Origin of the sequence: Kitasatospora sp. HUAS MG31 (assembly GCF_040571325.1) — a bacterium.
GTDB lineage: Bacteria > Actinomycetota > Actinomycetes > Streptomycetales > Streptomycetaceae > Kitasatospora > Kitasatospora camelliae.
This window is the reverse complement of the sequence record NZ_CP159872.1, coordinates 5,964,967-5,987,459: the sequence shown is the minus strand read 5'-3', so window position 1 is coordinate 5,987,459 and position 22,493 is coordinate 5,964,967. Positions and strand designations below refer to the sequence as shown.

Genomic DNA, 22,493 nt, shown 5'->3' with positions numbered 1-22,493 from the left:
CTTTAGTGGCTGACCGTTGCCCGTCAGGTCGGGGTGACGAAGCCGGATTCGTAGGCGGCGATGACCGCCTGGGTGCGGTCGCGGGCGCCCAGCTTTGCGAGGACGCTGCTCACGTGTGTCTTGACGGTCTGCACGCCGAGGTACAGCTGCCCCGCGATCTCGGTGTTGGAGAAGCCCCGCGCCATCAGCCGCAGGACCTCCGCCTCCCGCTCGGTGAGCCCCGCCCGTGCCATGGACTCCGCCGCCGCGGAGCTGCCGCGTCCGGCGGCGAGCCCCCGGATCGCGGCCGGGAACAGCAGCGACTCCCCCGCCGCGGCCAGCCGTACGGCGTGCACCATCTCCGCCGGCCGGGCCCGCTTCAGCAGGAATCCGTCGGCCCCGGCGCGCAGCGCCTCGTACACGTAGTCGTCGTTCTCGAAGGTGGTGACCACGAGGATCTTCGGTGCCGGGTCGCAGTTCCGCAGGATGGTGCGGGTGGCGGTGAGCCCGTCCATGTCGGGCATCCGGACGTCCATCAGGACCACGTCCGGGTTGAGCGACCGCACCAGTCCGAGTGCCTCGGCGCCGTCCGCGGCCTCCCCGACCACCTCCATGTCGGGTTGGGCGTCCAGGACGGCCCGCAGCCCGAACCGGACCAGTTCCTCGTCGTCGACCAGCAGCACCTTGATCATCACTCCCCCAACCGTAGCGGCAGTCGCACCGCCAGCACCCAGTCCGCCCCGCCGTCCGGGTCCGGCCCGGCGTGGGACTCCCCGCCGAGCAGGACGGCGCGTTCGCGGATCCCGCGCAGCCCCTTGCCGCCGCGCCGCCCGCCGGATCCGTCCGCCCGCGCTGCCCGTCCGGGCGGCTCGGACTCCGTCCCCGTCCCGCCGATCGCCGTGGCGCAGCGGAGCCGCAGGCTGCCGTCCTCGATCGCGGCGCGGACCCGGATCGGCGTCCCGGGTGCGTACTTGAGGGCGTTGGTGATGCCCTCCTGGACGATCCGGTAGGCCTCGCGGGACAGCACGCCGGGCACCTGGTCGGCGCGGACGGCGATCCGGGCCTCGACCGAGCTGCCGGCGGCCCGGGCGGTCTCGAAGAGGGCGCCGACCTGGTCGAGTCCGGGTTGTTCGGTGGCGACGGCGTCGGGGGTGTCGCGGAGCAGGACGAGGGTGCGTTCGAGGTCCTCCATGGCGCGGCGGCCGGTGGTCTCGATGACCTCCAGGACCTTGTCGCGGAAGGCCTGGTCGGTGACCTCGCGGGCGGCGCCGGCCTGGAGCACGGTGACGGTCAGGGCGTGGCCGATGGAGTCGTGCAACTCCCGGGCGAGCCGGTTGCGTTCGAGCAGCCGCTCGGCGCGGAGTTCGGCCTCGGCCAGCCGTTCGGCCGGGGAGGGGCCCAGCAGCCGTACCGCCATGGCGAGTTGGATGCGGCCGGCGAGGACGGCGGTCCAGCCGAGGGCGAGCAGGAGGAGCGGGGCGGCGGCCGGGGCGAGCGGGTGGAACGGCCGGGCGGCGAGGTCGACGGCGTTTGCCAGGCCGTGCACGGTCAGGAACCCCATGGCGGTGCCGAGCGCGACCCGGCCGATCAGCCAGCCGGCGGTGCGCCGCCGGTCGGCCCAACTCGTGGACCGGGCAGCGCCGATGTCCTCCTCGCGGGCGGGCATCAGCAGCAGCCGGGCCTGGACGCCCTCGGCCCGGCGCATCGCGGGGACCAGCGCGGCGAGCGCGAGGATCACCGCGTCCACGAGGACGGCGGAGAGCAGGAGCCGGGTGAGCGACTGGCCCTCGATCCCGGGGTAGACCAGCAGGACCGCCGCGGCGAAGACCATGCCGATCAGGAGGTGGAACCACCGCGCGTAGGTGGCGGCCTGGAACAGCGGGGCGAAGATCGCGGACACCTCGCCATCGTGCCAGGTCGGCGGCGTGCGGCGGCTCCCTCCCGAGAGGGAGACCGGTCCCCTCCCCGGCGGGATCCGCCGGTCGCGGCACGCCGGTTGACTGGTCACGTCAGCCAGTCAGGGGAGGCAGCAGTGATCGAAGTCCGGTCCCTCAGCAAGTCGTTCGGCGACCGGGTCGCCGTGTCCGAGCTCTCGTTCCGGGTGGAGCCGGGCCGGGTGACCGGCTTCCTCGGCCCGAACGGCGCCGGGAAGTCCACCACCATGCGGATGGTCCTCGGCCTGGACCGCCCGACCTCCGGGGAGGCGCTGGTGCACGGCCGCCGGTACGCCGAGCTGGCCGAGCCGCTGCGGCAGGTGGGCGCACTGCTGGACGCCCAGGCGGTGCACGGCGGCCGGACCGCCCGCGGGCACCTGCGCTGCGTGGCCCGGGCGAACGGGATCGGTGACCGCCGGGTGGAGGAGGTGCTGGCCCAGGTCGGCCTCGCCGAGGCCGCCGGTCGCCGGATCCGGGGCTTCTCGCTGGGGATGCGGCAGCGCCTCGGGGTGGCCGCGGCGCTGCTCGGCGATCCGCCGGTGCTGCTGCTGGACGAGCCGGTCAACGGCCTGGACCCGGAGGGCATCCGCTGGATCCGCACCCTGCTGCGTTCGCTGGCCGCCGAGGGCCGGGCGGTGCTGGTCTCCTCGCACCTGATGGGCGAGATGGCGCTGACCGCGGACCATCTGGTGGTGATCGGCCGCGGCCGGCTGCTGGCCGACCTGGGCACCGCGGAGTTCCTGGAGCGGCACGGCCGGCGCCGGGTCCGGGTGCGCGCGGTGGACCCCGACAAGCTCACCGGGCTGCTGCGCGGCGCCGGGCTGGACGCCGAGCCGGTCGGCGACGGCGCCTGGGAGGTCGCCGGGACCGGGCCGGAGCAGCTCGGCGCGCTGGCCGCGGCCCAGCGGGTGGCGCTGCTCGAACTCGCCGTCTGCCAGGACTCCCTGGAGGAGGCGTTCATGCGGATGACCGCCGACAGCGTGGACTACCGGGCGGCCGCCGCATGACCGCCCGGACCGTGACCGCCGAACCGGCCACCGCCCGCCCGTCCCGAGCCGAGAGCACCGGAGCCATGACCACCGCCGCCGCCCACGTTCCCGTCCGCAGTCTCACCGCCCGCACCCGCACCGCCCGCGCCCTGCACGCCGAGTGGACCAAGTTCGCCACCCTGCGCTCGCAGTGGACCACCCCGCTGATCGCCCTCGCGCTGAGCGTCGGCGGCACCGCCGCCGTCCAGGCCGCGTACGGCACCGAGGACCACTCGCTCATCGACGACCCCAGCGTCGGGATCTTCTACGGCCTCAACTTCGGCCAGGTGGCGCTGGCCTGCTTCGGCATCCTGCTGTTCGGCCAGGAGTACGCCTCCGGGACGATCCGCGGCTCGCTCGCCGCGGTGCCGGACCGGGCCCGGCTGTACGCGGCGAAGCTGGCGCTGGGCGCCGGGGTCGGCCTGCTGGTCGGCGTGCTGACGACGGCGGGTTCGTTCCTGGCCTCGGCGCACACGGAGAACCTGGGCCTGGGCTCCCCCGAGGCGCTGCGCGCCATGGTCGCCGGGGTGCTGTACCACCCGCTGCTGATCGTCATCTGCCTGGGCGCCACCGCGGTGCTGCGCAACCTGACGGCCGCGATGGGCCTGATCACCCCGACCGTCTTCCTGGGGACGCCGCTGCTCAGCGCCGTGCCGGGGGTGCGCGAGCTGGTGCAGTTCCTGCCCGACCGGGCCGGGCAGCACGCCCTGCGGTACCAGCCCGAGGCCGGCTTCCACTTCGGCCACTGGACCGGCCTGCTGGTGATGGCGCTGTGGGCCGCCCTGGCCACCTGGGCCGGACTGCGCTCGCTCCGCCGCCACGACGCCTGACCCCCGGCCCCTCCGTACGGCCCCGGGCACCCGCCCGGGGCCGTACCCGGTTCGGCGGAAACGGGCCGGTAGGGTGGGCCGCATGCATCGCGGAGTACTGCCACCTCCCGCCGCCTGAGGCGGGCGGCAGGCCACGGATAGGACCGGGCTCCGGGCGTGAGACGCCCCGGGCCGGTCGTCGCTGCCCGCACACGGGATCACGCGACCGACCACCCGTCCTCTCGTGGGAGAACCTGCATGTCCGCCACCCGTACCACCGCCCTGCCCGTCGGGCGGGCCCTGCTCTACGTCCTCGTCTCCGCCACCGCCTGGGGCACCGCCGGCGCGGCCGCCGCGCTGCTGTACGCCCGCAGCGGGCTGGGCCCGATGGCCCTGACCTTCTGGCGCTCCGCCGGCGGTGTCCTGCTGCTGCTCGCCGTCCGGGCCCTCGGCCGCCGCGGCCCGCGCCCGGTGCTGCCCTGGCGGCGACGGCTGCCGCGGATCCTGGCCAACGGCCTCGGCCTGACCCTGTTCCAGACCGCCTACTTCCTCGCCGTCCGGGACACCGGTCTGGCGGTGGCCACCGTGGTCACCCTCGGCGCCGCCCCGGTGATGGTCGCCCTCGGCGCCCGGGCGGCCATGGGCGAACGGCTCGGCGCCGCCGGGACCACCGCCGTCCTCGGCGCGCTGGCCGGCCTGGCCGTCCTGGTCCTCGGCGACGGCGGCAGCGGTACCGTCCGGCCCTCCGGCGTCGGCTGGGCGCTGCTGTCGGCCGCCGGGTACGCCTGCCTGACCCTGGTCACCCGGTGGCTCGGCCGCTCCGGCTCCGGCGAGAGCCCGCTGACCACCACGCTCTGGTCCTTCGGCGTGTGCGCGGTCTGCCTGCTGCCGCTGGCCCTCGCCGAGGGCATCCGGCCGCAGCCCGCCGGGCTCGGCCAGACCCTCGGCCTGCTGGTGTACCTGGCCGCCGTGCCCACCGCCCTGGCGTACGGCCTCTACTTCGCGGGGGCGGCCGTGGTGCGGGCCACCACCGCGTCGGTGATCGCCCTGATCGAACCGGTCAGCGCCACCGTGATCGCCGTCCTGCTGCTCGGCGAACGGCTCACCCCCGCCACCCTGGCCGGCACCACCGTCCTGCTCGCCTCCGTCACCGGCCTCGCCCTCGCCGAAGCCCGCCTCGCCAGGACCGGCTGGGCCACCGGCTGACGGACGCCCGGTGGCGCGGTGAGCCATGTCCACCGGGGCAACCCAAGGGGGGCCCGTACGCACCAGGGCAACCCCCCAGGGGGCGCGGGGAACTGCGCGAGACGGAAGACGCCGACCGCTCGCCGGGTGCGCACAGCACGTTGCACCCGGCCCCCGTTGGCGGGTTGAAGCCGCGTTCCTCCCGATTTCGCGCAGTTCTCCCCCAGCCTTGGCGGCTGGGAGGTGCCCCCACGCGCCCCTGTTGTCGCCAGCCGTGAGCCCGGGGCAGCGTGCGCGGATGCGCTACCGCAGGGCCGGGTGGTCCGCGACCACCGTGCAGCTGCCCGGCGCGATCTCGGTGAACCCGGCGTCGCGGACCAGCGGCAGCCCGCCGGCGGTCAGGTCCGCCCAGGCGGCCGGGTCGGCGGTCCGGACGGCCAGCGGGAAGCCGGCCTCGGCCCAGTCCTTGCGCTGGGTGTCGTCCAGCCGCCACCAGGCGAGCTGGGCGGCGTGGCCGGTCTGCGCCATGGTCTTGCCGGCGCTCATCTCCAGCTCGGGGTTGAGCCAGAGCACCGGGATCCCGCCGGCGGGGGCGCCGGGCGCGGCCGGGTCGTCCAGTTCGGTGCCGGAGACCTGGAGCTTGGCGAGTTCCTTCGGCCAGCCGTCCAGCGGGACGGGCGGGAACACCCGGACCTCCGCCGAGCCGCCGGTGACGGTGATGCCCGGCAGCTCGCCGGCCTTGCGCCACTCGCCGCCGCGGGCCCGGCGGACCACCTTGCGGATCCGGGCGTCCTCCCAGGCGGCGACCCGCTCGGCCCACGCGCCGTCGGCGGCGGTCACCCGGGGGTCGTTCAGCAGGGTCAGCACCGCCCGCGCGGAGGTCTCCAGGGCGTCCGTACGGGCGGGCGGGGCGGCCCGCTCCAGCCGGACCACCAGCGGCAGGACGTACTGCTCCCTGGCGTCGCGGTCGATCGGCTCGGCGGGGGTACTCGGGTCAGCGAACGGTGAACTCACCCCACCAGCATGCCAGTCGCCCGCCGGCGGCCGGGACCTGCCTCGGCGGAGGCCGCCCCGCCCCTGCGGGCTATCTGCGGAAGCCCCGCAGCGGGTCCCGCTCCTCCGCGTCGTCGTAGGCGAGGAACCAGCCCTCCGGGTGGGTGGCGGTGAGGAGTTGGTCGGTCCGGGTGGCGGTGTCCACGTCGGGGTCGCCCTCGTCCGGGCCGTACACGCCGAACAGCTCGTCGGAGCAGCCGTCCCAGTCGTAGTCGTAGAGGTCGGCGGGCAGGTCGCCCATCATGTCGGCCACCGACTCGGGCTGGGAGCCGAGCAGGGAGCGGGCGTCGGCGAGGGCCGTCCGCAGGGCGACCTCCTCGGCGAGGCAGCGCGGCAGCGGCCATTCGCCGAGGGCGAGGTCGTCGGCGAGGTCGTCGAAGGCCCGGGCGAAGGCCCGGCGCCAGCCGCGGTGCATCGGCCAGGTGCGGCGCGGTAGGCGGGAGTAGACCGTCCAGTCGGCCTCGTCCTCGTCGGTGACCGGCTCCTCGCCGTGCTCGTCCAGGTCGTCGTAGGCGGCGTCGGCGAGGCCGATCAGCTGGGTGTGGAGGAGGCAGGCGGTGCGCGGGGTGAGGGTCCAGTCGCCGGCGTCGCCGTCCTCGCCGTCGAGCGGGAACAGCTCGGCGAAGTCGGGGGCGAAGTCGTCGGTGACGCTGATCTCCAGGGTGCCGCCGAGCGCCTCGATGCCGGGGATGGCGGCGATCAGGCGGTCGGGGTGGAGCAGCGCGCCGAGAGCGGCGTTGGGGTCGTCGGAGACCTCGCGGAGCAGGTCCGCGCGCTGGCCGGCCGGGTCGAGGCCGGCGAAGTCCAGGTCCTCCACCGCGGCGCGTGCGGCGGCGCGCAGCGCCGGCCAGTCGGTGATCCGGATGCCGAGCACCACGGTCGCCTCGATCTCCTGCGCCCCGGAGTTCTCGGTCGCGCCCGGCCCCTGCGGATGATCGCTTCGCTCGCCCATGGCGCAAGCGTACGGCCACCGGCGGCCCGGATCACCAGTGCGTACGGCTTCTCCACGGGAGCGCCGGATCCGCCCCGGGGCGGTGGCGGGCGCGGCGGGCCCGGGCCGGGGGCGCGGGCGGCTCCGGGCGCTCCCCGGAGCCTGCCGCGAGCCGTCCCGGGTCCGGCCCGTGGCGCGGCCGGAGGACGGGCGGCGGTCAGCCGAGGGGGCGGCCGGCGAGGAGGACGGCCACGGCGATCAGCCCGGCGGCGCCGGCGGCGGAGCAGAGCAGGACCGCGGTGCGGGCGGCCCGGTGTCCGGAGCCGATCCGGCGGGCGTTGCGGGCGCCGGCCTGGGCGAAGGCCAGGCCGAGCAGGGAGACCGGGAGGGCCTGGGCCCAGAAGGTCCAGCGCCAGAACACCCCGACCGCGAGCAGGGTCACGCCGATGGCCAGGGCGGGGAGGGTCCACAGGTTGGGCTCGCGGGCCGGGCCGTCGGCGCCGGGCGGGTCGTCGAGGGGGTTCACGGGCTTATCAGAACGGCGCCGGACCGCGGCCGCAACCGGTGGGCGCCGGTCGGTGACTGCCGGTCAGCCCGCCGGGCCGCCGGCCCGCCCGAAAGGCCGTCACCGTACCGGCTCCCGGCGCCGCCTCCTTGCCGCGCGGGGGCTGCCGGGCAAGGGTGGAGGCATGACCAACATCGACGAGTACGGCGGCGGGCAGCGCCCGTCCGACAGTGTGCTGGTGGTGACGACCAACGACGTGCCCGGGCACCGGGTGGAGCGGGTCATCGGCGAGGTGTTCGGGCTGACGGTGCGCAGCCGGCACCTCGGGTCCCAGATCGGTGCCGGGCTGAAGTCGCTGATGGGCGGTGAACTCCGGGGCCTCACCAAGACGCTGGTCGAGAGCCGCAATCAGGCGATGGAACGGCTGGTCGAGCACACCAAGGCACGCGGCGGGAACGCGGTCCTGATGATGCGGTTCGACGTCACGGAGGCGGCCGACGTGGGGACGGAGGTGTGCGCGTACGGCACCGCCGCGGTGATCGCGCCGGTGGACTGACGCGGGACGCCCCGCGGGTGGTGCGGTTCGACGTGACGATGGCGGCCGATGTGGGCACGGTCGGGTCGTCCGCGCCCCCGGGTGTGCGGGTCACTCCGGCCGGTGGAGGCGGACGAGGGCGTCGACGGCCTCGCGGTCCGGGTCGCCGGAGGGGCCGGCGGTGCGGTGGCGGCGTTCGGCGGCGACGGTGGTCAGGCCGTGGTCCGCGAGGTCGGCGAGCAGGTCCTCGGGGGTGAAGAGGACGGCGGGGTCCTGGGGGCCGCCGGTGCCCTCGGTGAGGTTGGTGGTGTCGTGCCCGACCACCAGCAGGGTGCCGCCGGGGGCGAGGGCCCGGGCCGCGGCGGTGAGGACCGCGCGCCGCTGGTCGGCGGGGAGGTGCAGGTAGGCCACCAGGACCAGGTCGTACGCGCCCTCCTCGGCGGGGACGGCGGTGCGCAGGTCGGCCTCGATCCAGGTCAGCCGGTCGGACACGGGTGCGGGGAGGGCGGCGGCGAGGGTGCGGCCGCGGTCGAGGGCCACCCGGGAGAAGTCCACCGCGGTGACCCGCCAGCCGCGTTCGGCCAGCCAGATGCCGTTGCGGCCCTCGCCGGCGGCCAGGTCGAGGGCGCGGCCCGGCGGCAGGTCGGCGCACTCGCCGGCCACCCAGCGGTTGGGGCCGCTGCCCCAGACCAGGTCGGCGGTGCGGTAGCGGTCGTCCCAGGCATGGCTGTCCATGGTGCTCCTCCCGTGGGCGCGCTCGTCCCGAGCGTACGCGCCGGTGCGCGGGCGGCCCGGCCGGGCGCGGCGGGAACAGCGGCGGGAACGGCAGGGGGACGTGGCGCGTGCGGCGCGGCGGGAACAGCGACAGCCGGACCGATGTTTCACGGCCGTGACTGTTTACAGCGCAACCAACCGCGAGGTCGACGTCCTGGTGATCGGTGCCGGCCAGGCCGGCCTGTCGGCCGCGTACCACCTGCGCCGCCGCGGCTTCGCGCCGTACCGGGGGTTCGTGGTGCTGGACGCCGACGACGCCCCCGGCGGGGCGTGGGCGCACCGCTCGCCCTCGCTGCGGATGGCCACCGTGCACGGCTTCCACGACCTGCCGGACTCCGAGCTGCCGCCGGCGGACCCGGACGCCCCGGCCCGTGAGGTGGTGCCCGGCTACTTCGCCGCGTACGAGGCGCGGCACGCGCTGCCGGTGGTCCGACCGGTGCGGGTCCGGGCGGTGCGCCCGCGGCCGGACGGCCGGCTGACGGTGGAGACCGACCGTGGCGACTGGACCACCCGGGCGCTGATCAACGCCACCGGGACGTGGACCCGGCCGTTCCTGCCGCACTACCCCGGACACTTCGCCGGACGGCAGCTGCACTACGCCGACTACCGCGGGCCCGAGGAGTTCGCCGGACAGCGGGTGGTCGTGGTGGGCGGCGGGGCCTCGGCGATCCAGGTGCTCTCCGAACTGGGCGCGGTGGCCGAGACGGTCTGGGTGACCCGGACGCCGCCGGTGTTCCACGAGGGCCCGTTCACCGCCGAGTACGGACGGGCGGTGGTGGCCCGGGTGGAGGAGCGGGTCCGGCAGGGGCTGCCGGTGCGCAGCGTGGTCAGCGTGACCGGGCTCGGTCCGAGCGTGGCCTACCGGCGGGCCGAGGAGCTGGGCGTGCTGGACCGGCAGCCGATGTTCGACCGGCTGACCGAGCACGGCGTGGCCTGGGGCGACCGGGAGCTGGCGGTGGACGCGATCGTCTGGGCCACCGGCTTCCGCTCCGAGACCACCCACCTGGCGCCGCTCGGCCTGCGCGGCCCCGGCGGCGGCATCCGGATGGAGGGCACCCGGGCGGCCGCCGACCCGCGCGTCCACCTGGTCGGGTACGGGCCCTCGGCCTCCACCATCGGTGCCAACCGGGCCGGCCGGGCCGCCGTCAACGAGATCGTCGGGCTGCTCGGCGCCCCGGCCGCCCTGACCCCGGCCTGAGCGGGCCGGGCGGGCCGGGCGGCCGAGAAGGGGCGGCGGTCAGCGGTCGAAGTCAACCGTGACCCGGTCGGAGACCGGACGGGCCTGGCAGGTGAGCACGTACCCGGCCGCGACCTCCTTCTCCTCCAGGGCGAAGTTGCGGCGCATCTCCACCTCGCCGTCGCAGACCAGGGCGCGGCAGGTGCCGCAGACCCCGCCCTTGCAGGCGAACGGCAGGTCGGGGCGGGCCCGCTGGGCGCCGTCCAGGACGGACCGGTCGCGCGGCAGCGAGAGGGTGCTGGAGCGGCCGTCGAGGACCACGGTGACCTCGCTCAGCTCGCCGTCGGCCACCTCCTCCACCCGCTCCGACACCGGCTCGTCCTCGGCGTGGAACAGCTCCTGGTGCACCCGGTCCCCCGGCACGCCGAGGTCCTCCAGCAGCGCCTTGGCCCCGGACACCATGCCGTACGGGCCGCACAGCCACCAGTGGTCCACGTGCTCGACGTCGACCAGGGCCGCGATCAGCGCCTTGACCCGCTCCGGGTCGAGCCGGCCGCTGAGCAGCTCGGCGTCCCGGGTCTCCCGGGAGAGCACGTGCAGCAGCTGGAAGCGGCCGAGGTGGCGGTCCTTCAGGTCGGCCAGCTCGTCGGCGAACATCACGGTGTCGCTGCGCCGGTTGCCGTACAGCAGGGTGACCCGGGCGTCGGGGTGGCCGTCGAGCACCGAGCCGGCGATGGACAGCATCGGGGTGATGCCGCTGCCGGCGGCCAGCAGGACGTGCTCGGCGGGAACGCCCAGCTCGGGGCTGAACAGGCCGGCCGGGGGCAGGACCTCGACCATCTCGCCGACCCGCGCCTCCCGGACCAGCCAGCGCGAGAACAGCCCGCCGGGCACCTCCCGCACCGCGATCCGCAGCGGCCCGCCAACCGGGGAGCACAGCGAGTACGAGCGGCGCTCGTCGGCGCCGTCCACGATCCGCCGCAGGGTCAGGGTCTGGCCGGGCCGGAAGTCGTACGCCTCGGCGAGGCCGTCCGGCACCTCGAAGGTGACCGCGACCGCGTCCTCGCACAGCGGCTGGAGGGCCGCGATGCGCAGCTCGTGGAACGTCGGTCGGCGGACGGCCATCAGATCTCCTTGATGCGGTCGAAGGGCTCGCGGCAGGCCCGGCAGCGCCACAGCGCCTTGCAGGCGGTGGAGCCGAAGCGGGAGAGCTCCTCGGTGTCGGTGGAGCCGCACTGCGGGCAGGCGACGCTGCGGCGGGTGGGGCCCAGCCGCAGCAGGCCGGAGCCACCGGGGTGCGGCGGCGCGATGCCGGCCTCGGCGAGCTTGCGCCGGCCGTCCTCGCTGATCCGGTCGGTGGACCAGGGCGGGTCCAGCCGCAGCCGGACCGCGACCTCGGTGAAGCCGGCGGCCCGCAGCCGGGCGTCCACGTCGGAGGCCATCTCGGCGACCGCCGGGCAGCCCGAGTAGGTCGGGGTGATCCAGGCCGTGACCCGGTCGCCGTCCTGCTCGACGCCGGCGAGCACGCCGAGGTCGGCCAGGGTGACCATCGGCAGCTCCGGGTCCGGTACCGCCGCCGCCACCTCCCAGGCGCTGGTCGCGGTGGTCACCACGTCGCCCCGGGGTGGGCCCGGGCCAGCACCTGCAGCTCGGCGAGCAGCAGGCCGAGGGCCTCGGTGTGGACGCCGTCCCGGCCGGCCCGGCCGTTGATCCGGGCCAGCGGCGCGGCCGCGGGCACGGTCAGGGTGGCCTCGGTGACGACCTCGCCCAGCGCGGCGAGCACCCGCTCGCGCAGCCCGGAGGGGTCGACGCCGAGCCGCAGCTCGACCTCGTGCGGGGTGAACAGCTCGTCCAGCAGCGGCCAGACCGCGTCCAGCCCGGCCTGCATCCGCGCGTGCGAGAGCTCCGTGCCGTCGCCGAGCCGGACCGTCCAGGAGGCGGCGTACTCGCGGTGGTAGGCCAGCTCCTTGGCGCCGCGCGCGGCCACTGCGGCGAGCACCGGGTCGGCGTGGCCGGCCAGCTCGAGGTAGAGCGCCTCGCGGGCGGTGGCGAACAGCAGCAGCCGGGCGATCGTGTACGCGAAGTCGCCGTTCGGCGTCTCCACCAGCCGCACGTTGCGGAACTCCTGCGCCTCGCGCCAGTACGCCAGGTCGTCCTCGGTGCGGCCGCTGCCGTCGGCCTGCCCGGCCCGGGTGAGCAGGTGGCGGGCCTGGCCGAGCAGGTCCAGGCCGAGGTTGGCCAGCGCGACCTCCTCCTCCAGCTCCGGTGCCCGGGTGCACCACTCGATCAGCCGCTGGGACAGCACCAGCGCGTCGTCGCCGAGCATCTGGCAGTAGGCCGACAGGTCCGCGCCGTCGACACCCGGCGGCAGCGCGGTGTCCACGCCGAGCAGCGGGTCGGCGAAGCCGGTGCCGTACGCCCAGCGGGCCTCGCCCTCGGGCTCGGGGCTCGCCTCGGAGAGGGTCAGGTAGACGTGATCGTCGGTCATGGCGGTCGGTACTCCCCCGTCAGATGTGCGGGACATCCTCGGGGATGTCGTAGAAGGTCGGGTGGCGGTAGACCTTGTCGCCGCTCGGGGCGAAGAACGGGTCCTGCTCGTCCGGGGTGGTGGCGGTGATCGCCGTGGAGGGCACCACCCAGAGGCTGACGCCCTCGTTCCGGCGGGTGTACAGGTCACGGGCCGCGAGCAGCGCCATCCTGTCGTCGGCGGCGTGCAGCGAACCGACGTGCACGTGGTTCAGGCCGCGCCGGGGACGCACGAACACCTCGTACAGCGGCCAGCCGGACTTGCTCTCGCTCACTGCTCTCTCCGCTTCTGCTTCTCCGCGTACGCCAGGGCCGCCTCGCGGACCCAGGCACCGTCCTCGTGCGCGGCCCGGCGGCGCTCGACGCGCTGGTCGTTGCACGGGCCCTGGCCCTTGATGACCTGCTTGAGCTCGGACCAGTCCGGCTCGCCGAAGTCCCAGCCGCCGCGCTCCTCGTTCCAGGCGAGCGCCGGGTCCGGCAGGGTGACGCCCAGGTGCTGGGCCTGCGGCACGGTCATGTCGACGAAGCGCTGGCGCAGCTCGTCGTTGGTGTGCCGCTTGATCCGCCACGCCATGGACTGGGCGGTGTTCGGCGAGTCCCCGTCCGGCGGGCCGAACATCATCAGCGACGGCCACCACCAGCGGTCCACCGCGTCCTGCACCATCCGGCGCTGCTCCTCGGTGCCGCGCATCAGCGTCATCAGCAGCTCGTAGCCCTGCCGCTGGTGGAAGGACTCCTCCTTGCAGACCCGCACCATCGCCCGGGCGTACGGCCCGTAGCTGCACCGGCACAGCGGCACCTGGTTGCAGATCGCCGCGCCGTCCACCAGCCAGCCGATCACGCCGACGTCGGCGAAGGTCAGGGTGGGGTAGTTGAAGATCGAGGAGTACTTCTGGCGCCCGCTGATCAGCTTCTCGGTCAGCTCGGACCGGTCCACGCCCAGGGTCTCCGCGGCCGCGTACAGGTAGAGGCCGTGGCCGGCCTCGTCCTGCGCCTTGGCCAGCAGGATCGCCTTGCGGCGGAGCGAGGGCGCCCGGGTGAGCCAGTTGCCCTCGGGCTGCATGCCGATGATCTCGGAGTGCGCGTGCTGGGCGATCTGGCGGACCAGGGTCGCCCGGTAGGCGTCCGGCATCCAGTCCCGCGGCTCGATCCGCTGCTCAGCGGCGATCACCGCCTCGAACCGCTCCTCCAGCACCTGGCCGGACTCCTCGGCAACCTGTGATGCCGACACTGACCCACCTCCCGACTGACCGTTCGGTCGGTACCATTCTGTACGCGGAGCCGCACCGCTGACAAGCACGAGGTGGCCGGGCAGTCATCGGAGGCGCGGAGTCACCCTGCGTAGTCGGCCGACCCGGGGGCGCGAGGGCACCTCCCGGCCGCCGAGGCCGGGGGGAGGGAGAACCACGCGCCCCTCGGTAGCCGCTAGCTCCGGAGCCTGGGGAGCGGCACCGCCAGGAGGGCCGCGAGGAGGGCGATCCTGGGGGCCAGCTGGTCGACCCGGATGTGTTCGTGGCGGGCGTGCGGGCCGGCGCCGACCGCGCCGAGGCCGTCCAGGGTGGGCAGGCCGCGGGCCCCGGCGAGGTTGGTGTCGCCCGCGCCGCCGGCCGGTGCGCCGTCCAGCTGCTGCCCCAGCGCCGCCGCGAGTGAACGGACGTGCCGCAGCAGCGGGTTGCCGCTCCGCTCGGGCCAGGCCGGACGGCTGGAGAGCACCTCGGTCCGCACCTTCGCCCCCGGCCGCAGCGCGGTCAGCCGGGCCAGGTGGTCGAGCGTCCGGCGCTGGGCCTCGGTGGTGGAGAAGCGCAGGCCCAGCTCGGCCTCGGCCCGTCCGGCGATCACGTTGGCGCGGGTGCCGCCGGTGATCCGCCCGGCGTTCAGCTCGGTGCCCGGCTGGTGGGCCAGCCCCCGGACGGCGACCAGCTGGTCGACGAGTTCGTCCACCGCTGAGACGCCGTGGGCGGCGTCGTTGCCCGCGTGCGCCTCGCGGCCGGTGACGGTGAGGCGGACCCGGGTGGAGCCGCGCCGGGCGGTCTTCAGGCGGCCGTCCGGATGGGCCGGTTCCAGGCCCAGGACGGCGGCGGCGCCGCGGAGTTGGCGTTCCACCAGGCGCTTGCCGTCCGGGCTGCCGACCTCCTCGTCGGAGACGACCACCAGCCGGACCGGCCGGTGCGGACGCTGCCCGAGGTCGGCCAGCAGCGCGAACGCGCCCTCCAGCAGGGCCAGTCCGGCCTTCATGTCGAGGACGCCGGGGCCGGAGAGCCGCCCGTCCCGCTCCTCGACCGGCCACTCGTCCAGGGTGCCGGCCGGCCAGACGGTGTCGTGGTGCCCGACCACCAGGAGGTGCGGGAGCTCCTCGTGCCGGCCGGGCCAGTGCAGCACCAGGTGGTCGCCGGCCGGACCGGCCTCCCGCCGCACCTCGGCACCGGTGGCGCGGAATCCGGCGGCCAGCTCCTCCGCGAGGGCGTCCAGGCGGGGGGCGTCCCCGGAGGGCGACTCCATCCGGGCCAGGTCGGCGCAGCGGCGGCGGACGGCGCCGGCCAGGGTGCGGGCGCGGGTGCTGAGGGCCTGCGGCAGGCCGGGGAGGGCGGCGGTGGCGGCCCCGTCGAGGGCGGTACCGGGCGGGGACGGCGGGGCGGCGGGGGCGGCGGGCGCCTTCGCGGCCGGCGAGGTGGCGACAGCGGGCCCGGGTGCGGGGGTGGGCGCGGGTGCCGGTGCGGGTGCGGATGCGGGTGCGGGGTGCGGCCCGGCGCCTATGTGCACCCCGGTGGCGGCGGGGGCGCCGACGTGCCATCCGAAGGCGGCGGGTGCGGGCCCGGCCGCGGTCGTCCCGGCCCGGACGTGGTCCGGTCTGGCGGTCCCGGGGGGAGGGGCGTCGGCGGCGGGCGGCCCGGCGTCGGCCGGGGGCCGCACGGCGACGGGAGGGGCGGTGGGGGGCGTCGCCGCCGACGGACTTCCGCCCTCCGCGGGTCCGTCGGCCACGGCCGCCGCAGGGGCGGGTGAGGCGGCCGACGTGACGGTATGGGCGCTCATCGGGCACCTCGCAGGCGGCCGACGGTACTGGGGGCAGCGGCCGCCGGGGTCGGCAGCGCCCGGAGTCCCGCCGCGGGGCCGGCGGCGGAGGCGGTGCGGCGGCACGGCTCCTGGCTCGGCGTCGTCGAGTGGTGCGACCTCGGGCTGGGCAACACTGCGTCCTCCTCGCTCGGTCCGGAGACCCGGCTCGGCCCGGGGCCCCGTGGACACGGCCTCGATACAGCGGTGCGGTCGAGCACCGGCGCAGGGAAGGCCGAGAAGCGAGCCTAGAAGATTCGTTCGTCTCCCTGCGAGGTGGCCCGGCAGCCGGACACCCGGCCCGGATCCGGGTGCGGCCGCCCGGCGGGGATCGTCCCGCGGGGCAGCGGTGTCGCCCGGGCCTGGCACGGCGTCCGGTGGACGGTCGGCGGATCACGCCCGGTTCCACGATGGACCTCCCCGGACGCTTCAGCAGCCCGAACGGCCGGCGTGCAGGGGATCCACGCCCGATGGGTGACGTGACATCAGCCTTTGGTACCAGTGCGGGCCCGCCGGCGCGGACTCGGCGGTGGGCGGACCTGCGGGTGGGCGGGCCCTCCTCGGCGCACCCACCGGGTACGTGATGACAGATGTTGAAATCTGTCATCCGTCATGCCATAGTTGAAGCATCCCAGGAAGAGACCCGACCCCAGGAGCACCCCTCATGTCCACCACCCCCCTCCGCACCGTGCTCGGCACCACCGGCCCGGCCACCTCCGTCCTCGGCCTCGGCCTGATGGGCATGTCCGACCTGTACGGGCCCGCCGACGAGGCCGAGTCCGTGGCCACCGTCCACGCCGCGCTGGACGCCGGCGTCACCCTGCTCGACACCGGCGACTTCTACGGCATGGGCCACAACGAGCTGCTGCTCGCCGAGGCGCTGCGCGGCCGCGACCGGGAGAGCGTCCAGATCAGCGTCAAGTACGGCGCCCTGCGCGGACCGGACCGGAGCTGGCTCGGCTTCGACGCCAGCCCCGCGCACACCAAGTCCGCGGTCGCGTACTCGCTGCGCCGCCTGCGCACCGACTACATCGACGTCTACCGCCCGGCCCGGCTGGACCCGGCGGTGCCGATCGAGGAGACCGTCGGCGCCATCGCCGACCTGGTTCAGGCCGGGTACGTCCGGCACATCGGCCTGTCCGAGGTGGGCGCCGAGACGCTGCGCCGGGCCGCCGCCGTCCACCCGATCAGCGACCTGCAGATCGAGTACTCGCTGATCTCCCGCGGCATCGAGGCGGAGATCCTGCCCACCGCCCGCGAGCTGGGCATCGGCGTCACCGCGTACGGCGTGCTGTCGCGCGGCCTGCTGAGCGGCCACTGGTCGGCGGGACGCCCGGTCGCGGCCACCGACTTCCGCGGCCACAGCCCGCGCTTCCAGGGCGAGAACCTGACCCACAACCTGGAGCTGGTCGAGGCGCTGCGGATGGTCGCCGGGGAGAAGGGCGCGAGCGTCGCCCAGGTGGCCATCGCCTGGGTCGCCGACCGCGGCGCGGACATCGTGCCGCTGGTCGGAGCCCGCCGCCGGGACCGTCTCGCCGAGGCGCTCGGCGCGCTGGAGGTGCGGCTCACCGCCGCCGACCTCGCCGCGATCGAGGCCGCCGTTCCCGCCGGGTCGGCCGCCGGCGAGCGGTACGCTGCCGCACAGATGGCCCACCTGGACAGCGAGCGCTGACCAGCCGGGAAGCCGCAGCAGACCGCAGCAAGAAGGAAGTCCCGCCGTGACCACGGACAGCGTCCTCACCCCCGAGCAGATCCTCAGCGCGGCGGAGGACGTCCTCAGGCGGTACGGCCCGGCCAAGGCCACCGTGGTCGACATCGCCCGGGCGCTCGGGGTGAGCCACGGCAGCGTCTACCGGCACTTCCCGAGCAAGGCCGCGCTGCGCGAGGCGGTCACCCAGCGCTGGCTGGACCGGGCCCACGACGAGCTGGCGGCGATCTCCGCCGAGCCCGGCCCGTCGGCCGAGCGGCTGCACCGGTGGCTGGCCACGCTGTTCGCGGCCAAGCGCGCCAAGGCACAGGAGGACCCGGAGCTGTTCGCCACCTACCTCGCCCTGGTCAGCGAGCTGAGCGCCACCGTCGAGGCGCACGTCGACACCCTCACCGCGCAGATCGCGGCGATCGTCCGGGACGGCGTCGACCGCGGCGAGTTCCGCCCGGCCGACCCCGCCGTCACCGCGCGGGCCGTCTTCCAGGCCACCGCGCACTTCCACGACCCGGCCCACGCCGCCGAGTGGTCCCTGGAGCGGGCGGAACGGGACTTCGAGGCGCTCTGGGCACTCCTCCTCGACGGCCTGCGGGCGGGCTGACCCCCGATCCGGCCTCAGCCGAGCACCCGGCCGGCACCTTCCGGGGCGACCACCTGCTGACGCTCTGCTGCTGGCCGGCGGTAAACGCCTGGCGGCGGGGTCCGGGCGGGCGGCAGAATCGCCGGCGACAGTTATTCTCACCTGGAGGACGACATGCCCGCCCGTACCGCCGCCGCCTCGGACAGCCTGGAGGGGCTGGCCCTCGGGGACGCCTTCGGCGACCGCTGGTTCCAGACGGACGTGGACCGGGCGGCGGCCGAGCACGCGGCGCGGATCGCCCGGAAAGCGCCCTGGCACTGGACCGACGACACCGCGATGGCGCTGGTCCTGCTCCGCCACCTGACCGACCGAGGCGAGGTCCACCAGGACGCCCTGGCCCGGGAGTTCGCCGCCGCGTACACCGCCGATCCGGCGCGCAAGTACGGGCCGTCTATGCACCGGGTGATGAGAGAGGTCCACGCCGGCGCGGACTGGCGGACGGTGACCGCGGGGATGTTCGGCGGGCAGGGGTCGCACGGCAACGGCGCGGCGATGCGGGTGGCACCGCTGGGCGCCTGGTTCGCGGCGGACGGCCTGGACCGGGTGGCCGAGCAGGCCGAACGGTCCGCGCTGACCACGCACTTCCACCCCGAGGCGGTGGCCGGCGCCGTCGCCGTCGCGCTCGGGTCCGCGCTGGCCGTGCGGAGCAGGGGCCGGGTGGCGCCCGGGCGGGGGGAGTTCCTCGGGGCGATCGCCGAGCGGCTGCCGGAGAGCGAGGTGCGCTCGGGGCTCCGGCTGGCGGCCCGGTTCCCGGCCGGGACGTCGGTCCGGCACGCGGCGGTGGTGCTCGGCTCGGGCCATCTGGTCTCGGCGGCGGACACCGTGCCGTTCGCGCTCTGGTGCGCCGCCGGCCGGCTGGACTCGCTGCCCGAGGCGCTCTGGGAGACCGTCGGCGGCTGGGGCGACATGGACACCACCTGCGCGATCGCCGGCGGTGTGGTCGCCGCCCGGACCGGCCTCGCCGGGGTGCCCGCCACATGGCTGGCCGCCCGTGAGCGGCTGCCGGGCTGGGTGGCCGCCGGGTAGCCGGTGACCACGGACCGGGTACGACACGGCCGGGCCCCGCGCGCGACGTGCTCGCGCGCGGGGCCCGGCCGGTGGCGGTCAGTTCCGCGAGTTGCCGAACAGCAGGCGGTAGACGATCAGCAGCACCAGCGCGCCGGTGATCGAAGACACCCAGGTCGCGAGGTCGAAGAAGTCCGTGGTGATCGACTTGTGCAGCACCTTCGACGACAGCCAGCCGCCCACGAAGGAGCCGGCGATGCCGATCAGGGTGGTGATGATCAGGCCGCCCGGATCACGACCGGGCAGCAGGAACTTGGCGATGGCCCCGGCGATCAGGCCCAGGATGATCCAGCTGACGATGCCCATGTCCTTTGTCCTGCCCTCCGCAGTGTGCGGCGAACCGCGTCCGCCTCGCCCGCGAGGACGCGCCCGGCCGGTCCGCCGGTTGCACCCGCCCCGAACGCCCGTACGGACCGGGCCGCCTGACCGGGCATGGGCCGGGGCCGCCAGGTGTACCGGCCGGGGCCGCCGGGCGTAGCGGGCGGGAGCGCCGGGCGTACCGGCCGGGAGCGGGGCGTACCGGCCTGCCCCACCCGCCGTTCCCCGGGCGGCGCGGGCGTGAGAGGGTCGGCCCCGGTCGGACCGCGGACGGGACCGGACGGAGGCGCGGATGAACGGGACGGGCCAGGGCCACACCCTGCGGGCGGCCGGCGGCGGCCGGGTGCTGGTGGTGGACGACGACGCCGCGATCCGCCGCTCGCTGGAGCGCGGGCTGCGGCTGAGCGGCTTCACCGTGCAGCTCGCCGAGGACGGTGCGGCCGCGCTGGAGCGCCTCGCCGCCGCCCAGCCGGACGTCCTGGTCCTGGACGTGTCGATGCCCGGCCTGAGCGGCACCGAGCTCTGCCGGACGCTGCGCGCCCGCGGCGACGACACCCCGGTGCTGATGCTCTCCGCGCTGGACGAGCTGGCCGACCGGGTCGCCGGGCTCCAGGCCGGGGCGGACGACTATCTGGTCAAGCCGTTCGCCCTGGAGGAGCTGGTGCTGCGCCTGCACGCGCTGCTGCGGCGACGGCCCGCCCCCGAGCCGGACCGGCTGCGGGTCGGCCCGCTGTCGATCGACCCGGCCACCCGGCAGGCCGCCTGGGAGGGTACCGAACTCCGGCTCACCCGGCGGGAGTTCGAGCTGCTCACCCAGTTCGCCCGGAACGCCGGGATCGTGCTGACCCGGGACCAGCTGCTGGACCGGGTCTGGGGCTACGACTTCGAGGTACGCAGCGACGCCGTCGACACCTTCGTCAGCTACCTGCGCCGCAAGCTGGAGGAGGGCGGACGCCCCCGGCTGATCCACACCGTCCGCGGGGTGGGCTTCGTGCTGCGGGTGCCGGCCGGGGACGGCCGCCGGTGAAGCTCTCCACCCGTATCGCGCTCTGGGCCGCCGTGCTGGTCCCGGTCCTGGTGGTCGCCGCCGGGCTGCTGCTGCTCCCGCTCCTCGGCCGCGACCTGCACCACCAGCAGGACACCCGGCTGAACGACCGGGCCGCCGCCGTCCTGCCGAACGTCCGGGCCCTGCTCGCCGCCGACAGCCGCGGCCGTCCCAAGGCCGAGCAGAACCAGCAGCGGAAGGTGGTGGACTCGGCCCTCGACGCCGGGGTCCGGGTGACCGCCCCGGACGGCTCGGTGCTGCTGGAGGTCGGCCCGCAGCCCGACCCGGCGGGCCTGCCGGCGAACCCGGGCAACCCGGTCACCGTCCGCGAGCAGGGCCGTTCCTGGCGGGTGCTGCCGGTCCGGGTGACCGCCGGCGGGGCGTCCGGCATGCTCTGGGTCTCCTCCCCCGCCACCGAGCCCGAGGACCAGTTGCAGTCCGTCAAGCGGCGGGTGCTGCTGGTCGCGCTGGTCTCGGCGCCGATCTCCGCGCTGGTCGCGCTGGTCCTCGCCGAACGTGCCACCGGCCCGCTGCGCCGGCTCAGCCGGCGGGCCGCCGAACTCGACCCCTCGGCCGGTGCCGCCGCCTTCGCGCACGCCCGGACCGGCACCGCGGAGGTCGACGAACTCGCCGGTGCCCTCGGCCTGTTGCTCTCCCGGTACGACGAACAGGCGGACCGGACCGCGCAGGCCCTGGAGACCGCCCGCTCGTTCTCCTCGGCCGCCTCGCACGAGCTGCGCACCCCGCTGATGAGCCTGCGGACCAACCTGGACGTGCTGGCCGCCCACCCCGACCTGCCCGAGGAGGAGCGGGCGGAGGTGCTCGCCGAGGCCCAGGCCGACCACGCCCGGCTGCTGGACCTGCTCACGGCGCTCAACACCCTGGCCCGCGGCGACCTGGTGGAGGTGTCGGCGTTCGCGCCGCTGGACCTCGCGGACCTGGTCGACGCCGCGGCCGGCGAGGCCGCCCGCCGCCATCCCGACGCCGCGTTCCACACCGGCCTCCCCGCCGAGGTGCGGGTGTTCGGCTGGGAGTCCGGGCTGCGGATCCTGCTCGCCAACCTGCTCGGCAACGCCGCCGTGCACGGCCGCCACCCGGACGGCCCGCCCGCCGAGGTGAGCTGCGCGCTCACCGCCGACGGGCCGTGGGCGGTGCTCACCGTGGACGACACCGGGCCGGGCGTCCCGCCCGCCGAGCGGGAGGCGGTCCTGCGGCGCTTCCACCGCCGCCCCGACAGCCCGGGCTCCGGGCTCGGGCTCACCCTGGTGGCCCAGCAGGCCGCACTGCACCGCGGGACGGTCACCGTCGGCGCACCGCCCGGCGGCCGCGGCTGCCGGATCGAGGTACGGCTGCCGCTGGCCGGGACCGACACCCCCACCCTGCAGCTGCCGGCCCGCCGGGACTGGCTCTCCCGGCGCTGATTCACCCCAGCGCAGACTGCCCGGTCCCCTGCGGCTGCCTGGTCCCCTGCGGCTGTCCGGTCGCCCGGCGATCCGGATCCACAGGGAATCCACAAGAAGGCGTCCTACTCTCCTGCCCATGCCGGGGGCCGACCCGGCGCAACGGAGGAGAGACCCATGCTCGTGTACCGCAAGGCCGCCGCCCTCGGCGCCCTCGCCCTGGCGGGCTCGCTGCTCGCGGCCGTCCCCGCCCAGGCCGCCTCGGCGAAGCCCACCCCCAAGACCGACGGCGCCAAGTCGATCTGCAAGCGGCTGCCGAAGACCGAGGAGCGCGTCGACAAGTCGCTGCAGCGGCTCAACGGCGACGCCACCGTGCCCGGCTCGATCGCCCGCATGGAGCAGCGGGTGGCCAACGCCAAGGCGGCCGGCCACACCGAGGTCCAGGCCCTGCTCAACGACCGGCTGACCTTCCGCCGGAGCATGGTGGCCACCCTCACCACCCGGCAGGCCGACCTGAAGGCGGTCGCCACCTGGTGCACCGCCCAGGGCCAGTCCCCGGCGGCCGGCAAGTGAGGGCCCGTGCCCTCGGCGCCGCCCTCGCGGTGACCGCCGCCCTGCTGCTCACCGCCTGCGGCCCGGGCGGCGACCCCGCCCCCGACTCGGGCGCGGCCGTCCAGCAGGACGACGCCCAGGTCAACGACCTCCAGCAGAAGCTCGACGCCGCCGACTCCGCCGCCACCCAGGCCGACGAGGACGCCGCCAAGGGCGACGGCTGACCCACCGTGTCGCGTGAAGTGCCCGGCCCCCGCCGGGCACTTCGTCGTTTTCCGAGGGCC

General features: G+C 75.9%; 25 protein-coding genes. 12 read left to right on the top strand and 13 right to left on the bottom strand.

The window, feature by feature from the left end; genetic code table 11:
* Window positions 1–23 precede the first annotated feature (23 nt).
* Both ABWK59_RS26720 and ABWK59_RS26715 read right to left on the bottom strand, forming a co-directional pair.
* A complete protein-coding gene (locus ABWK59_RS26720; RefSeq protein ID WP_354643177.1) occupies window positions 24–674 on the bottom strand; it encodes a response regulator transcription factor in 651 nt (216 codons plus the stop codon).
* Window positions 671–1,879, bottom strand: coding sequence for a sensor histidine kinase (locus ABWK59_RS26715; RefSeq protein ID WP_354643176.1), 1,209 nt, complete (start codon window positions 1,877–1,879; stop codon window positions 671–673). The genes ABWK59_RS26720 and ABWK59_RS26715 overlap by 4 nt, the downstream gene beginning before the upstream one ends.
* Before the next feature lie 132 nt (window positions 1,880–2,011).
* Here ABWK59_RS26715 and ABWK59_RS26710 point away from each other — a divergent pair, with 132 nt between their 5' ends.
* The 3 genes from ABWK59_RS26710 (at window position 2,012) to ABWK59_RS26700 (ending at window position 4,956) form a co-directional block, all read left to right on the top strand.
* A complete protein-coding gene (locus ABWK59_RS26710) occupies window positions 2,012–2,920 on the top strand; it encodes an ABC transporter ATP-binding protein (RefSeq protein WP_354643175.1) in 909 nt (302 codons plus the stop codon).
* Window positions 2,917–3,771, top strand: a complete 855-nt coding sequence (locus tag ABWK59_RS26705; RefSeq protein WP_354643174.1) for a hypothetical protein — start codon at window positions 2,917–2,919, stop codon at window positions 3,769–3,771. Before ABWK59_RS26710 ends, ABWK59_RS26705 begins: the two co-directional genes overlap by 4 nt.
* A gap of 237 nt (window positions 3,772–4,008) precedes the next feature.
* Window positions 4,009–4,956, top strand: coding sequence for a DMT family transporter (locus tag ABWK59_RS26700; RefSeq protein WP_354643173.1), 948 nt, complete (start codon window positions 4,009–4,011; stop codon window positions 4,954–4,956).
* 282 nt (window positions 4,957–5,238) lie between these two features.
* Here ABWK59_RS26700 and ABWK59_RS26695 read toward each other — a convergent pair whose 3' ends face one another.
* The 3 genes from ABWK59_RS26695 to ABWK59_RS26685 all read right to left on the bottom strand — a co-directional run bounded on the left by ABWK59_RS26695 (window position 5,239) and on the right by ABWK59_RS26685 (window position 7,445).
* Entirely contained in the window at window positions 5,239–5,949 is a 711-nt protein-coding gene (locus ABWK59_RS26695; RefSeq protein ID WP_354643172.1) for an aminoacyl-tRNA hydrolase, read from the bottom strand.
* A 70-nt stretch (window positions 5,950–6,019) separates the two neighbouring features.
* The gene (locus tag ABWK59_RS26690; RefSeq protein ID WP_354643171.1) at window positions 6,020–6,940 is read right to left on the bottom strand and encodes a hypothetical protein; all 921 of its coding nucleotides are present in this window, start codon (window positions 6,938–6,940) and stop codon (window positions 6,020–6,022) included.
* A 196-nt stretch (window positions 6,941–7,136) separates the two neighbouring features.
* Entirely contained in the window at window positions 7,137–7,445 is a 309-nt protein-coding gene (locus ABWK59_RS26685) for a hypothetical protein (RefSeq protein ID WP_354643170.1), read from the bottom strand.
* 163 nt (window positions 7,446–7,608) lie between these two features.
* On the opposite strand from ABWK59_RS26685, the gene ABWK59_RS26680 reads away from it, so the two are divergent.
* Window positions 7,609–7,980, top strand: a complete 372-nt coding sequence (locus tag ABWK59_RS26680; protein ID WP_354643169.1) for a YbjQ family protein — start codon at window positions 7,609–7,611, stop codon at window positions 7,978–7,980.
* Between the two features lie 90 nt (window positions 7,981–8,070).
* Here ABWK59_RS26680 and ABWK59_RS26675 read toward each other — a convergent pair whose 3' ends face one another.
* Entirely contained in the window at window positions 8,071–8,694 is a 624-nt protein-coding gene (locus ABWK59_RS26675) for a class I SAM-dependent methyltransferase (protein WP_354643168.1), read from the bottom strand.
* Between the two features lie 154 nt (window positions 8,695–8,848).
* On the opposite strand from ABWK59_RS26675, the gene ABWK59_RS26670 reads away from it, so the two are divergent.
* The gene (locus ABWK59_RS26670) at window positions 8,849–9,931 is read left to right on the top strand and encodes an FAD-dependent oxidoreductase (RefSeq protein ID WP_354643167.1); all 1,083 of its coding nucleotides are present in this window, start codon (window positions 8,849–8,851) and stop codon (window positions 9,929–9,931) included.
* A gap of 39 nt (window positions 9,932–9,970) precedes the next feature.
* Here ABWK59_RS26670 and paaE read toward each other — a convergent pair whose 3' ends face one another.
* The 6 genes from paaE to ABWK59_RS26640 all read right to left on the bottom strand — a co-directional run bounded on the left by paaE (window position 9,971) and on the right by ABWK59_RS26640 (window position 15,466).
* The gene (gene paaE, locus ABWK59_RS26665; RefSeq protein WP_354643166.1) at window positions 9,971–11,035 is read right to left on the bottom strand and encodes a 1,2-phenylacetyl-CoA epoxidase subunit PaaE; all 1,065 of its coding nucleotides are present in this window, start codon (window positions 11,033–11,035) and stop codon (window positions 9,971–9,973) included.
* The gene (gene paaD, locus ABWK59_RS26660) at window positions 11,035–11,523 is read right to left on the bottom strand and encodes a 1,2-phenylacetyl-CoA epoxidase subunit PaaD (RefSeq protein ID WP_354643165.1); all 489 of its coding nucleotides are present in this window, start codon (window positions 11,521–11,523) and stop codon (window positions 11,035–11,037) included. Before paaD ends, paaE begins: the two co-directional genes overlap by 1 nt.
* Window positions 11,517–12,398, bottom strand: coding sequence for a 1,2-phenylacetyl-CoA epoxidase subunit PaaC (paaC, locus tag ABWK59_RS26655; protein ID WP_354643164.1), 882 nt, complete (start codon window positions 12,396–12,398; stop codon window positions 11,517–11,519). The genes paaD and paaC overlap by 7 nt, the downstream gene beginning before the upstream one ends.
* 19 nt (window positions 12,399–12,417) lie before the next feature.
* Window positions 12,418–12,711 carry a 1,2-phenylacetyl-CoA epoxidase subunit PaaB gene (gene paaB, locus ABWK59_RS26650; protein ID WP_354643163.1) on the bottom strand — a complete coding sequence of 98 codons (294 nt, stop codon included), beginning with the start codon at window positions 12,709–12,711 and terminating at the stop codon, window positions 12,418–12,420.
* Window positions 12,708–13,667 carry a 1,2-phenylacetyl-CoA epoxidase subunit PaaA gene (paaA, locus tag ABWK59_RS26645; RefSeq protein ID WP_354643162.1) on the bottom strand — a complete coding sequence of 320 codons (960 nt, stop codon included), beginning with the start codon at window positions 13,665–13,667 and terminating at the stop codon, window positions 12,708–12,710. Before paaA ends, paaB begins: the two co-directional genes overlap by 4 nt.
* A 194-nt stretch (window positions 13,668–13,861) precedes the next feature.
* Window positions 13,862–15,466 carry a M20 family metallopeptidase gene (locus tag ABWK59_RS26640; RefSeq protein WP_354643161.1) on the bottom strand — a complete coding sequence of 535 codons (1,605 nt, stop codon included), beginning with the start codon at window positions 15,464–15,466 and terminating at the stop codon, window positions 13,862–13,864.
* Window positions 15,467–16,148: 682 nt separating this feature from the next.
* Between ABWK59_RS26640 and ABWK59_RS26635 the strand changes: the two genes are divergently transcribed.
* The 3 genes from ABWK59_RS26635 to ABWK59_RS26625 all read left to right on the top strand — a co-directional run bounded on the left by ABWK59_RS26635 (window position 16,149) and on the right by ABWK59_RS26625 (window position 18,855).
* Window positions 16,149–17,156 (top strand): aldo/keto reductase, encoded by a 1,008-nt coding sequence (locus ABWK59_RS26635; protein ID WP_354643160.1) that lies wholly within the window; start codon window positions 16,149–16,151, stop codon window positions 17,154–17,156.
* Window positions 17,157–17,202: 46 nt separating this feature from the next.
* Window positions 17,203–17,790 (top strand): TetR family transcriptional regulator, encoded by a 588-nt coding sequence (locus ABWK59_RS26630; protein WP_354643159.1) that lies wholly within the window; start codon window positions 17,203–17,205, stop codon window positions 17,788–17,790.
* Window positions 17,791–17,943: 153 nt separating this feature from the next.
* On the top strand, window positions 17,944–18,855 hold the full coding sequence (locus tag ABWK59_RS26625; RefSeq protein ID WP_354643158.1) for an ADP-ribosylglycohydrolase family protein: 912 nt from the start codon (window positions 17,944–17,946) through the stop codon (window positions 18,853–18,855).
* A gap of 78 nt (window positions 18,856–18,933) precedes the next feature.
* On the opposite strand, the gene ABWK59_RS26620 is transcribed toward ABWK59_RS26625, so the two are convergent.
* Window positions 18,934–19,200 carry a GlsB/YeaQ/YmgE family stress response membrane protein gene (locus ABWK59_RS26620; protein WP_354643157.1) on the bottom strand — a complete coding sequence of 89 codons (267 nt, stop codon included), beginning with the start codon at window positions 19,198–19,200 and terminating at the stop codon, window positions 18,934–18,936.
* Between the two features lie 304 nt (window positions 19,201–19,504).
* Between ABWK59_RS26620 and ABWK59_RS26615 the strand changes: the two genes are divergently transcribed.
* The 4 genes from ABWK59_RS26615 to ABWK59_RS26600 all read left to right on the top strand — a co-directional run bounded on the left by ABWK59_RS26615 (window position 19,505) and on the right by ABWK59_RS26600 (window position 22,433).
* Window positions 19,505–20,239, top strand: coding sequence for a response regulator transcription factor (locus tag ABWK59_RS26615; protein ID WP_354643156.1), 735 nt, complete (start codon window positions 19,505–19,507; stop codon window positions 20,237–20,239).
* The gene (locus ABWK59_RS26610; RefSeq protein ID WP_354643155.1) at window positions 20,236–21,678 is read left to right on the top strand and encodes a sensor histidine kinase; all 1,443 of its coding nucleotides are present in this window, start codon (window positions 20,236–20,238) and stop codon (window positions 21,676–21,678) included. Before ABWK59_RS26615 ends, ABWK59_RS26610 begins: the two co-directional genes overlap by 4 nt.
* Before the next feature lie 156 nt (window positions 21,679–21,834).
* The gene (locus ABWK59_RS26605; protein WP_354643154.1) at window positions 21,835–22,230 is read left to right on the top strand and encodes a hypothetical protein; all 396 of its coding nucleotides are present in this window, start codon (window positions 21,835–21,837) and stop codon (window positions 22,228–22,230) included.
* The gene (locus ABWK59_RS26600) at window positions 22,227–22,433 is read left to right on the top strand and encodes a hypothetical protein (protein ID WP_354643152.1); all 207 of its coding nucleotides are present in this window, start codon (window positions 22,227–22,229) and stop codon (window positions 22,431–22,433) included. The genes ABWK59_RS26605 and ABWK59_RS26600 overlap by 4 nt, the downstream gene beginning before the upstream one ends.
* The last annotated feature ends 60 nt before the right edge of the window (window positions 22,434–22,493 follow it).